Raw genomic sequence first — 12,470 nt, 5'->3', positions numbered from 1 at the left:
CGGGATAAAGCGGGCTAAACTCCGCGGGATTTAGCCCGCTTTATCCCGGGGTGGGGTCACGCTGCGTCATCACTCTGGTGGCCGGTCGACGAGTACCCCGGCCATGGGCAGGGTTGACCGTCATGGATTTCTCCGCACCGGTGTGCGTGGTGGGCGGCGGGCAGAGCGGCATCCTCGTCGCGGCCAAGCTGCGTGAACTCGGCTATCGGGACATCGACGTCCTCGAAGCGGGCGCGCGGCTTGGCGGCTACAGCGAAACCGTCACCGTCGATGGCCAGGTCTACGACTTCCAAGCACATCTGCTCGGCCAGCAGGATTTCGGCCCGGACATGGCGGGTACAGCCGTCGAGGAGCTGACCAGCAGGCACCCGGTCGAGCTGCAGACCGAGGCGTTGTACTTCGTCTCGCGGTCCGAGTCGGGCAAGCCGGTCGTGGCCATACCGCCGCATTTCGTGCCGCTGCTGCAGAGCTTGACGCCGCTGCAAGCGGTCGACCAGCTCGCCGAGGCGTGGACGATCATCGAACGCGCGGTCCGCGAGCGGCGGGGTCCCGGCCTGGGCGGCCTGGCCTTCGACGGGCCCGCGGGCGAAACCTGGGAGACCTACCGGGCGCGGCACGCCCCGCTGGTCGGCGAGATCCTGCAAGGCATCGCGCTCTACGCCAACATGCGCAGGCCGCGCCAGCCCGCCGAGACCGTCATCAACATCAACGCGCACATCTCCGGCCACGTGTCGCAGCTGGCGAAGCTGCTGCTCGCCGTCTATCCGGCGGACAGACAGGCGTTGCTCGACCGGATGCCGCCGTCACTGCGCGCGCAGATCGACTCGCGAAGACCGATCGCCCGCAGCTTCCCGCGCGGGTTCATCAGCTTTCTGCGGCGCATCGCCGACGACCACGACCTCACCGTCACGACCGGCGCCCGGGTCACCCGGGTGGACGGCCGCCGAGTCACCTGGCAGGACGGCGGCGCCGAACACAGCAAGACCTACGCGAGCGTGATCGTGACCGCACGGCCGTCCCAGATCCGGGAGTTCCTGCCCGGCGATCTGTTCTCGGAGAAGAATTGCCCGCGCACCTGGACGCGCAGCTATCTCGTCCGGGCGGGGGAGGAGCTCATCGAGTTCCCCAAGGACCAGCTCGGGTTCTGGGTGATCGACCCGTACGGCAGCTACACCGACACCGACCCCGAGCAGTCGCTGCACCGCGTGACCGCGGTCAACAAGCAGCACGCCGGGCCGTATTGGGTGTGCTTCAGCAACTCGGACCTCTCCATCTCGGACGAGCAGGCGTGGGCGCTAGCCAAGGAGAGCCTCTTCCTCTTCCGCGATCCCGAGTTGATCGCCGAGACCATCGCCGAATGGCCCGCGTACCCGAGCGCGGCCGCGCTGCGTGACGGCTGGTTCGGCGAGGTGGAAGCGAGCCAGGGGCGCGATGGCGTCTACTTCGTCGGCGAGATCCTCTCCGGTCCGACGCTGGAGTGCATCAGCGAGTTCGTCCGAAAAGTCATCCCGGAGTGGTTCGGCCGCTGAGGTAAATTCTCCTGCGATTTGTCCGTCGCGTGAGGAGGCGCCGTGTTCGGCCTCGAGATCGTCGTGGTGCTCGGGGTGGCGATCCTGCTGGGCAGCGCCGCCGCCGCCAAACTGCGGATCACCCCGCCGGTGCTGCTGCTCGTCGCCGGCATCCTGCTGGGCTTCGTCCCGGCGCTGCGCAAGGCCAGCCTGCCGCCGGAGACGATGCTGCTGCTGTTCCTGCCCGCGCTGCTGTACTGGGAAAGCCTCACCACCTCGCTGCGCGAGATCCGCAACAACCTGCGGGTCATCATCCTGGCGAGCACGGCGCTGGTCATCGCGACCGCGGCCGTGGTGGCGGTGGCCGCGCACGAACTCGGGCTCGGCTGGGGACCGGCGTGGGTGCTCGGCGCGGCGCTCGCGCCGACCGACGCCACCGCGGTCGGCGTCATCGCGCGGGCGCTGCCGCGGCGGATGGTGACGACGCTGCGGGCGGAAAGCCTGGTCAACGATGGGACGGCGCTGGTCATCTACGGTCTCGCGGTCGGCGTCACCACCGGCGAGCAGGTCGCGACCCCAGGCAACGTGGCGTTGCTGTCGGCGATCGCCTATGTCGGCGGCGCGGCGTCCGGCCTGCTGGTGGCTTGGCTCGCGGTGCGGACCAGGCGGCTGCTCGACAACCCGCTGCACGAGAACCTGGTCAGCCTGCTCACCCCGTTCGCGGCCTTCCTCTGCGCCGAGCTGGTGCACGCGTCCGGCGTGCTCGCGGTCGTGGTCTGCGGGCTGACGCTGAGCCAGGTCGGCCCGCGCGTCGTCCGCGCGGACACGCGGCGCCAGGCCGAGGCGTTCTGGAGCCTGTCCACCTTCGTGCTCAACGGGGCGCTGTTCGTCCTCATCGGACTGCAGGCGCACGCGGTCGTGCGCGGGCTGACCACGCCGGTGCCGATCGCGCTCGGCATGGTCGGTGTGATCTCGGCCGTGGTCATCGGCAGCCGGTTCGTCTGGACGTTCACCACGCCCTATCTCATCCGCGCGCTCGACCGGCGCCCGCAGCAACGGCTGCGCCGCGTCGGCGCCAGGCCGAGAGTGCTCAGCGCGTCGTCCGGGTTCCGCGGAGCGGTGTCGCTGGCGGCCGCGCTCGCCGTGCCGGAGACGATGGCCGACGGCAGGCCGTTCCCCGACCGGGACACGATCATCTTCGTCACCGCGGGCGTTGTCGTGGTCACCCTGGTGGTCCAGGGGCTCGTGCTGCCGTCCGTGGTGCGCTGGGCCCGGCTGGAGCCGGACACCGCGGTCGACGAGGAGCGCGCGCTCGCCGCCCGCATCGCGGCCGAAGAGGCGATGGCCGCGATGCCCGGCATCGCCGGACGGCTTGGCACCGCCGAAGCGGTCGTGGCGCGCACGGTCGCGGAGTACCGCGCGCACCTCCAGTCCTCGGAGGCCGACGAGGACGTGGCCGTTCACCGCGCGGAAGCCGAGTACGCGGCACTGCGCCTGGAGTTGCTGGCGCACAAGCGGGCCACGATCATCCGTCTGCGCGATGAACGGCGGATCGACGACACGGTCCTGCGCCAGATCCAGTACAAGCTGGACATCGAGGAGGTCCGGCTTTCCCGCCGCGAAGTCGCGGAGTAGCGGGTCGACCCCGGGATAAAGCGGGCTTTATCCCGGGGAAAAGCACCCCGGGATAAAGCCCGCTTTATCCCGGTCCCGCTGTCAGGCGCGTTTGATGGTGACCTCGTCGACCTGGGTGCCGTCGTCGGCGAACGCGCGCACCTTGAGCTGGCCGGGGACGCCGTTCGCGGCCGGGGTGACGTCGACCGCGACCAGGCCGTAGCCGCGGTAGCGCACCCGGGACCAGGTCACCTTGGTTTCGGTGTAGGACGAGCTTCCCTTCTTGTAGGTCTTCATCGACGTGGAACTCACGCTGGTCTCATGGTCCAGATAGGACTCGGCGATCTTCTTGAAGAACGTGTCCAGGTTCTGCCCGCCGCCACCGGCCGTGATGTACGTGGTCCCGTCCGAGACCGAGTTGACCGTTCCGCGCGGTTTCACCTGTTTTGTGGCTTTGCCCGCGCGGATCGGGTCCGTGCGCTCGTAAAGCCGGTTGTGCGCGTTGAGCACCAAGTCCACTTTGTACTTGTCGAACAAGGGCGCCCATTTCTGCTGGGCGAGCGTTTCGGCGCCGCCCGCGTCGGCTGTCGTGTACGTGGCGTGGTGGCAGTAGACGACGATGAACTCGATCGACGGATCGGCGCGGAACTTGCCGAGCTGACTGTCGAGCCAGCTGAGCTGCTTGCCCCCGCTGTAGTCGAGGTTCCCCGTGTTGCGGTAGCAGATGTCGTTGCCGTCCAGGCTCAGCAGTCCGACGTTCCGGTACCGCCACGAGTAGACGCCGGTCGAGCCGCTCCAGGCGTTGTCCGGCATGGTGAAACGCGCCTTGACGCCGCCATAACCGTTGCCGGAATACCAATCCTCCATCTCGCGGTTCCCGAGTGAGATCATCCACGGGATGCCCGCGGCGACGATCTCGTTCTGGGCGAAGAAGGAATCCCAGATGCGGGCGTCGTACTTGTCCTTGCTCGTGTGGGCGCCCTCGTTGCCGGGGTCGCCCTCGTAGATGGCGTAGCTGAGGTTGCCCATGGCGAGGTTGAAGGCGGGCGCGAGGTCCGCGACCATGCTGTTGAGCCTGCGCGCGTTGTAACCGACGCCCTGGTCGCCGAACGCGGTGAACGAGAACGGGCCGGTGCCGCCCGCCGTGCGGAAGCTGGCGATCTCGTCGGAGCGGCCGGTGGTGGTCGGGTCGTAGGACTGGTGGCCGACGACGTAGTAGTACCTGGTGTCCGGCGTCAGGTTGTCGAGTTTGGCGTGCAGGAAGTACTGGGTCGTCGGCGGTGTGTGCGGCGGGAAGTCGTGATCCGGTTTCTGCCACGAGAGCTGGCTTTCGAGCGTGCGGACCTCGGCGGCGATGGGCTGGCCGAAGTTGCCAGGGGTGGTGGAGATCCGCACGTACGGGCCGGTGACCTTGGTCAGCTCCTGCCAGGAGATCACGACCTGCTTGGCAGGATCGGCACCGTAGGCGAGGTGACGGCCGAGCGGGCGCAGCGTCGAAGCCGCTTTGGTTTGGGTGCTTTTGGCGCCGAAGCGGAACAGGTTCCGTCGCGAATAAGTGGTCTGAGACATGGCGGCCTTCCGGGATTCAGCTACGGCGGATGGTGATCTCGTCGACCAGCGTGCCGGTCTCGGTGAGCGCGCGGACCTTCAGCTGGGCCGGCGTGCCGTCCGACGGCGGCACCACGTCGACCGAGACGAGGCTGTAGCCGCGGTAGCGCACGCGGGACCAGGTGACCGTGACCTTCTGGGTCTCGCCTTCCTCGGTGTCGAACCGCATCTTCGCCGAGACGTCCTTGACGTTGCCCATGTAGCTTTCCGCGACACCGTCCACAATGGAGCTGATACCCTCGCCGCCACCGCCCGCGGTGATGTAGGTGACGCCGTCCTTGACGGAGTTGACGGTGCCTGAGGACGGCACCTTCTTGGTGCCCTTGCCCGCGCGGATCGGGTCGGTCCGCTCGTAGAGGTGGTTGTGCCCGTTGAGCACCAGGTCCACTTTGTACTTGTCGAACAGCGGCGCCCACTTCTGTTGCGCGCCGAGTTCCGCGCCGTTCGCGTCGGAGGTCGAGTACGTGCACTGGTGGCAGTACACGATGATGAACTCGACCGTCGGATCGGCGCGGAACTTCGCCAGCTGGGAGCCGAGCCAGGCGAGCTGCTTGCCCTCCGTGTAGTCCAAATTGGACTGGCTGTTGTAGCAGATGTCGTTGCCGTCCAGGCTGAGGAAGGCGACGTTCTGGTAGCGCCACGAGTAGATGCAGGTCGAGCCGTCCCAGGCGTTGTCCGGCATGGTGAACCGGGCACGCATGCCGCCGTAGCCGTTGTACGGGTACCAGCCTTCCATCTCGTGGTTGCCGAGCGCGACCATCCACGGGATGCCCGCGGCGATGATTTCGTTCTGGGAGAAGAAGGAATCCCACTTGCGCGCGTCGTAAACGTCCTCGGCCGGATGCCCGCCTTCGCCGTTCAGGGCGTAGCTGAGGTCGCCCATGGCGAGGTGGAACGCCGGCGCGAGGTCGGCGATCAGGCTGTTGGTCGCGATGGCGTTGTAGCCGACGCCCTGGTCACCGAAGGCGGTGAAGGTGAACGCGTCGGTGCGGCCGGGCGCGGCGGAGGTGCGGAAGGTGGCGATCTCGCCGATGCGCCCGCTGGTGGTCGGGTCGTAGCCCTGGTGGCCGACGACGTAGTAATAGGTCGTGTTGGGCAGCAGATCGTCGAGCCGGACGTGCAGGTAGTACTGGGTCACCGACTCGGACAGATGGGGCGAGAACGTGTGGTCCGGCTTCTGCCAGGCGAGCTGGCTCGTCAGCGCCCGCACCTCCGCGGGGATGGCCTCGCCGAACTGTCCGGGCACGGTGCCGAACCGGAGGAACGGCGCGGTCACCTTGGCCGGTGTCTGCCAGGAGACCACCACCTGACGGGACGAATCGGCCCCATAGGCGAGATGCCTGCCGAACGGCCGCAGCGCCGAGCCCGCGGCCGTTTCGGCGGTGAGCAGCACGGTCGGGCCGGTGGTCGAGGCCGCCGCCGTCGTGCCGGGCAGCAGCATGCTCCCGGCCACGAGCGTGCTCGCTTGGAGGACCGTCCGGCGGGAGTGGCGTTTGGTGAAGTACTCGTACTGCTCGGCCAAACGGGGTTGCCGAGCGGGAGTCTCAGACATATTCCGAAGTTAAGAAGCCTTACTAACTATGTCAATGGGTGTGGATCACCCAGGTAACCGATTGCACGGAACTCTGCAAGGTGGGGTCGTGAGTGTTTAGACCGGTTAGAACCGGCCGGAACACTCACGACCCCAGCGGACATTCACGACGCCTAGCGGCGCCTCGGGCGGAGCACCAGGAGAGTGCCCGCGAGGAGCAGGCCTAGCGCGACCAGTGACGGGGGCACGGGGTCGAAGCCGGTGTTCGCCAAGGGCTTCGGGTGAGACGGGGGCGGTGTGACATCGGGTGTGGAGGGGGTGTTCACCTTGACGATGGCGGTCGCCGTGTCCGTGACCGGGGTGGCGGGCTGGGCGGTGTCCGGGGTTCCGGTGGCCGTCGCGGTGTTGGTCAGGTCGCCGGAGTGGGGCGCGGTGGCCGTGCACGTCCATTCTTGGTGTTCGCCCGCGGGCAGGCGGTCGAAGGCGCGGTCGCACTGCGGGTAAGCCGGGTCGGCGGCCTTGACAGGGGCCAGGTCGACGTTGCCGGTGTTGGTCACCGTGAGCGTGAAGGTGACCGTGGCACCGGGGGTGGTCGTCGCGTCCGCCTTCTTTGTCAGGGTTATGGCGGGCTTGGCGAGTTTGACCGTGGCGTCGTCGGTGGAGACGACCGGTCGGCCTGTGGGGTCGTTGCCGGTCGCCGTCGCGATGTTGGTGAGATCATGGTCGGGCATGGTGACCGTGCAGGTGATCGGCTTCGAGGACTCGCCGGGGGCGAGGGTGCCGAGGGTGGTCGCGCAGGCGGGGGCGAGTGGGTCCGTCACCGTGACGTCGGTGAGGGGGACGTCGCCCGTGTTCTTCACGATGAGGGTGAAGGTCGCCTGCTGGCCGGTGAGGAGCGGTTTGGGGTCGGCGGTCTTGGTGATGGAGATGCCGGGGCCGATCACCGTCACCGTCGCGGTGCTCGTGCTGGTCACCGGGCGGTTCGTGGGGTCGGTGCCGGTCGCCGTCGCCGTGTTGGTGATGCCGGCTTGCGGGTTGGTCGTGCATTGGTGGCTTTGGGAAGCGCCAGGCGCCAATACCTCGATGGTGAAGGCGCAGGCGGGCGTCTTGTCGTCCACGATGGACACGGACTTGAGTGGCACGTCGCCGGTGTTGGTCACCGTCAACGTGAAGGTGACCTGTTCGCCGGGGCGGACCTGCGTGGGGGATGCCTGCTTGGTGAGCTTGATTCCCGGATAGATCACGTCGACCGGGGCTTCGGCCGTCGCCGTCACCGGCGGGCCGACCGGCGGGGTTCCGGTGACGGAGGCCTTGTTGGTCACGTCGTCCGCGGGGGCGGTCATGGTGCAGGGGTAACGCTGGACGCCGTTGGCCGGGAGGCTCGGGAAGGTGCGGGCGCATTCGGGGGCCAGCGGGTCGGTCACCTTCACGTCCTTCAACGGGACGTCGCCGGTGTTGGTGACCACGATCTCGAAGGTGACCGAGTCGCCGGTGCGGAACGGGCCGCCCTTGGTGTTCTTGGTGATCGAGATTCCGGGGCGCTGGACGGTGAACGTCGCGTCGTCCGTCGCCGTCACCGGGCGTTGGAGTGGGTCGGTTCCGGTGACCGTCGCGGTGTTCGTGAAGCCCTGGGCTCCCGCGACCACGGTGCAGGTGAACTGCTGCTGGGCGCCTGCCGCGAGCGAGTCGAAGGTCCTAGAACATGAGGGAGTCTTTGAGTCCACAATGGATACAGGGGCCAGTGTGACGTCGCCGGTGTTCTTGACCACGAGGGTGAACGTGACCGTGTCGCCTTCTCGGACCGCGCCAGGCGACGCGTCCTTCGTGATGGTCACCGCCGGGTGGATGACGTCGACGGTGGCCGTCGCCGTGTCCGTCACCGGGCGGCTGGTCGGGTCATTGCCCGTGACGACCGCCGTGTTGGTGAAGTCGTCTTGGGGTGCCTTGGTCGTGCATTGGTAGGTTTCGACGCCTTCCAGGCGAGCGAAAGTCTTGGCGCACGAGGACGTTTGAGAGTCCACGATGGACACATCGGTCAGCGGCACGTCGCCGGTGTTCGTCACGACGATCGTGAACGTCACGTCGTCGCCCGCGCGGACCGTGCGAGGTGAAGCCTCCTTGGTGATCTTCACGGCCGGGTGGATGACGTCGATCTTCGCGTCGTCCGAGGTCGTCAAGGGCGGTCCCGTCGGGGGAGTGCCGGACACCTTGGCGACGTTCACGGCGTCGTCGGCCGGGGCCGTCATGGTGCATTCGTAGGTCTGCGAGGCGCCTGCCGCGAGCGTGTCGAAGGTGCGAGCGCAGTTCGGGGCCAGCTCGTCGGTGACGGTGACCGCGGTCAAGGGGGAGTCGCCCGTGTTGGCGACGGTGAGGGTGAACGTGACCGTGTCGCCGGCGCGGAACGGGCCGCCCTTGACGTCCTTGGTGATCGAGATCCCGGGATGCAGCACCGTGAACGTGGCGTCGTCCGTCGCGTCGACCTGGCGGCCGGTCGGGTCGGTTCCGGTCACCTTGGCCGTGTTGGTGAAGCCGTCGGCGCCCGCCACCACGGTGCAGGTGAACTGCTGCTGGGCGCCTGCACCGAGCGTGTCGAAGGCCCTGGCACAGGCTGGAGTCTTGTCATCCACAATGGACACGGACGTCAGTGGGACGTCGCCGGTGTTCTTGACCACGAGGGTGAACGTGACCGTGTCGCCTTCGCGGACCGCCGTGGGCGCGGCGTCCTTGGTGATGGTCACCGCGGGGTGGATGACGTCGACGGAGGCATCGTCGGTCGCGGTGACCGGGCGGTTGGACGGGTCGGTTCCGGTGACCGAAGCGACGTTCGTGAAGTCGTCCTTGCCTGCCACGAGCGTGCAGGTGTACGTCTGCTTCGCTTGCGGGGCAAGGGTTCCGAGCGTCTTGGCGCAGGCAGGGGCGATCGGGTCGGTGACGGTGACCGCCGACAAGGGGGAGTCGCCGGTGTTGGTCACCGTGAGGGTGAACGTGACCGTGTCGCCCGCCCTGACGACCATGGGCGTGGCGTCCTTGGTGATGGTCACCGCCGGGTGGATGACGTCGACCGGGGTGTCGTCCGTCGCCGTCACCGGCGGGCCGACCGGTGGCGTGCCGGTGACCGAGGCGACGTTGGTGAAGTCGTCCTTGCCCGCCACGAAGGTGCAGCCGAAGGTCCAGGCCGCACCCGGTGCGAGCGTGCCGTCATAGGTCTGCGCGCACGCCGTGACCAGCGGGTCCGTGACCTGGACGCCGGTCAGCGGGACGTCGCCGGTGTTGGTCACCGTGAGCTGGAACGGCACCGTGTCGCCCTCACGGAACGGGCCGCCGGTGACGTCCTTGGCGAGGGTGATCGCCGGGTGCGTCACCGTGAACGTCGCGTCGTCGGTGGCGTCGACCGGGCGGTTGGTCGGATCGGTGCCGGTCACCTTCGCGGTGTTGGTGAAGCCTTGCTCGCCGGCCACGGTCGTACACGTGTACGTCTGCGTGGCCTTCGGTTGCAGCGTGCCCAAGGTCTTGTCGCACGCGGGAATCCGGGCGTCCGCGACCGCCACGCCGGTGAGCGTGGCGTCGCCCGTGTTGGTCACGGTGATCGTGTACGTGACCGTGTCGCCGGAGCGGACCACCGCGGGCGCGGCGTCCTTGACGATGCTCACCGAGGGGTGGATGACCTCGACCGCCGCGTCGGCGGTGACCTTGACCTCCTTGGCGAGCGGGTCCTTGCCGGTCGCGGTCGCGGTGTTGGTGAAGCCGCTGTCGGGCGCCTTCGCCGTGCAGGTGTGGGTCTGCGACTGCTTCGGCAGCAGCGTGCCGATCGTCTTCGCGCAGGACGGCGTGCGGTCGTCGGTGACGGTGACGCCGGTGAGCGGCACGTCGCCGGTGTTGGTGACCGCGATGGTGAACGTGATCTCGTCGCCCGCGCGGACCACGCGAGGCGAAGCTTCCTTGGTGATGCTCAGCGCCGGGCTGAGCACGGTCACCGTGGCCGAGTCCGTCGCCGTCACGGGCGGGCCGCCGAAGAAGTCGCTGGCGGTCACGTTGACCGTGTTCGTCGTCGTCTCGGACGGGTTCGCGGTGCAGGTGTAGGTCTCCGAGCCGCCGGGGTTCAGGTTGGTGAGGGAGCGCGAGCAGGCCGTGGTGGTGTCGTCGGTCGTCTTGATCGACTGGAGCGGGGTGTCGCCGGTGTTGGTGACCTTGATCGTCCAGGTGACCGTGTCCCCGGCGTGGATGGTCTCCGGGCTGGCCGACTTCTCGATGGTGATCGCGGGCGCGACGACCGGCACCGGCGCGTCGGCGGAGGCGTCGACCCGCTGACCGAGCCCGTCGACGCCGGTCACGGTCGCGGTGTTGACGCCGTCGGGCACCGGGGCCTGCGTGGTGCAGGTGAAGGTCGACGACTGGCCTGCCGCGAGCGTGCCAGGCACCCGGCGCGCGCAGGACGGCGTCTTCGGGTCGGCCACGGTGATCGCGGTGAGCGGCACGTCGCCGGTGTTGGTGACGGTCATGGTGAACGTGACGGTCTCGCCGGTCCGGTAGCCGTCCTTGTCGGCCTTCTTGGTGAGGCCGATCGCCGGGTGCACGACGTCGACCGTCACGCTGGACGAGCCGTCGAGCGGCTCGTTGAGCGCGCTGGTGCCGGTGACCTTCGCGGTGTTGGTGAAGTCGTCGGCCGGTGCGGTCGCGGTGCAGGTGTAGGTGGTGCTCTGGCCGCCCTTGAGGTTGCCGATCACCCGGGAGCAGGCCGGGAAGGCGTCGTCGACGACGCGGACCCCGCTCGCGGGCGCGTTGCTCGGGTTCTTGACCTCGATGGTGAAGGTGACCTGGTTGCCCGCGTGCACCACCTTCGGGTCGGCCTTCTTGGTGATCTGCAGTTCCGGCACCGGCGTCGAGAAGGCGAGGTTCTGCGCCAGGTAGGAGTCGCGCGAGGTGACGAAGCCCAGCTTGGCGCTGGTCGAGCCGGCCGCGATGGTGGTGACGTTGAACGACTTCGCGTCGACGCTGAAGTTGTTCTTCACGTTGGGCGCGGTGGCGTTGTCGGTGTTGGAGATGAAGAAGTTCTTGTCCGAGCCGGTGGTGGGCTCGGCGACCGGCTTGTCGTTGATCAGGAACTGGTCGCCGTCGATGCCCCAGTCGCCCTCGTAGGCGGTGACGCCGACGTGCGCGTCGGCGGCCGCGGCGCGGAAGCCGGTGATCGTCGTGGGGGTGGTCGGGTCGCCGCTGTTCTGGCGGACGTGACCGTTGTAGATGAAGACCTCGCGCTTGTTCGGCGCGAAGTCCGGGTTGCGCTCGGGATAGGCGTAGACCAGGTCGATGGACCAGCCGCCCATGCAGTTGAAGCCCTTGGGCGCCCAGACGTTGCCGACGGTCAGCTTCAGCGGCGACCCGGTCGGCGCCTTGGCGAACTGGCCGGTGACGTCGGAGTAGGCCGAGTAGTACTGGCCGCCGCTGTAGCTGTTCGACGGGTCCTCGATGTAGCCGCTCGGCGCCAGATCGGTGGCGGCGTCACCGCCGACGGTCAGTCGCACCTTCTGGTCGGCGGGCTTTCCGTCCGGTAATACGGCGGGCGTGCGATTGAGCCGGTCTTGGCACATTTTCGTCGGCAAGGGAACATTCGGCGCATAGTTGTACACGCCCGTGTTACCCGCCCAGTTCAACCGCGCGAAAGTGATTTTCGCGCCGGGCGGAATGGTGACTGACGCGCTCGACGAGTCGAAGGTGCCGGGGTCGGAGTCCACATCGGACCACTGCATGAAGAATTGGTCGTTGACCTGGTTGTCGGTGCGGTCCGCGGAGTTCGCGCAGATCGTGGGGGTGTAGCCGGGGATGGTCGGCGCGCCGTCCGCGGTGACCGGGCAGCGCATGACGCCATTTCCCGCGTACAGGAAATCGCCGTACACGACCTCGTTGTAGTCCAGGCTGAATTGCTTCACGACGCCCGCGCGGGCCGGGCCCGCCCCGATCGCCGCGCTGATGAAAATGAGCGCGAGCGCCACGAAGAAACGGCCTGGCTTACCGGAAATCCGCATACGGGAGCCTGGCACGCGCGCACGGTCCGTGCCCGCCCGATCACCCTGGAAGGGGACGCCCGCGAAGGCGTGACGCTCGACTTGTCACCCGGGCGGGTTACCTCCGAGATCGTAAAGCGGGCGACCCGGAACTGCCGGTGAACCTGCCGGTCGTTCCTCATGGTTACCGGTGCCCGGATGCGGTCTCCT

General features: G+C 68.1%; 5 protein-coding genes. 2 read left to right on the top strand and 3 right to left on the bottom strand.

The window, feature by feature from the left end; genetic code table 11:
• The first annotated feature begins 122 nt into the window (after window positions 1–122).
• Entirely contained in the window at window positions 123–1,529 is a 1,407-nt protein-coding gene (locus BLV57_RS21345; protein ID WP_091291374.1) for a flavin monoamine oxidase family protein, read from the top strand.
• Window positions 1,530–1,571: 42 nt separating this feature from the next.
• The gene (locus BLV57_RS21340) at window positions 1,572–3,143 is read left to right on the top strand and encodes a Na+/H+ antiporter (RefSeq protein ID WP_091291373.1); all 1,572 of its coding nucleotides are present in this window, start codon (window positions 1,572–1,574) and stop codon (window positions 3,141–3,143) included.
• 81 nt (window positions 3,144–3,224) lie between these two features.
• Here the strand turns inward: BLV57_RS21340 and BLV57_RS21335 are convergent, their stop codons facing one another.
• The 3 genes from BLV57_RS21335 to BLV57_RS21325 form a co-directional block, all read right to left on the bottom strand.
• The gene (locus tag BLV57_RS21335; protein WP_091291371.1) at window positions 3,225–4,691 is read right to left on the bottom strand and encodes a purple acid phosphatase family protein; all 1,467 of its coding nucleotides are present in this window, start codon (window positions 4,689–4,691) and stop codon (window positions 3,225–3,227) included.
• Window positions 4,692–4,707: 16 nt separating this feature from the next.
• Entirely contained in the window at window positions 4,708–6,282 is a 1,575-nt protein-coding gene (locus BLV57_RS21330; RefSeq protein ID WP_091291370.1) for a purple acid phosphatase family protein, read from the bottom strand.
• 152 nt (window positions 6,283–6,434) lie between these two features.
• Complete coding sequence (locus BLV57_RS21325) at window positions 6,435–12,281, bottom strand: DUF7507 domain-containing protein (protein WP_091291368.1); 5,847 nt, start codon at window positions 12,279–12,281, stop codon at window positions 6,435–6,437.
• Between the last annotated feature and the right edge of the window lie 189 nt (window positions 12,282–12,470).

This window comes from Amycolatopsis xylanica (genome assembly GCF_900107045.1).
In the GTDB taxonomy this organism is placed as follows: Bacteria; Actinomycetota; Actinomycetes; order Mycobacteriales; family Pseudonocardiaceae; genus Amycolatopsis; species Amycolatopsis xylanica.
The sequence above is the reverse complement of the archived record's forward strand: the minus strand, read 5'-3'. Positions and strand labels throughout refer to the sequence as shown.

What these genes read in the sequence shown, in the direction of transcription:
- BLV57_RS21345 (WP_091291374.1), top strand. Translation starts at nt 123, where the DNA reads ATGGATTTCTCCGCACCGGTGTGCGTGGTGGGCGGCGGGCAGAGCGGC.
- BLV57_RS21335 (WP_091291371.1), bottom strand. Translation starts at nt 4,691, where the DNA reads ATGTCTCAGACCACTTATTCGCGACGGAACCTGTTCCGCTTCGGCGCC.
- BLV57_RS21330 (WP_091291370.1), bottom strand. Translation starts at nt 6,282, where the DNA reads ATGTCTGAGACTCCCGCTCGGCAACCCCGTTTGGCCGAGCAGTACGAG.
- BLV57_RS21325 (WP_091291368.1), bottom strand. Translation starts at nt 12,281, where the DNA reads ATGCGGATTTCCGGTAAGCCAGGCCGTTTCTTCGTGGCGCTCGCGCTC.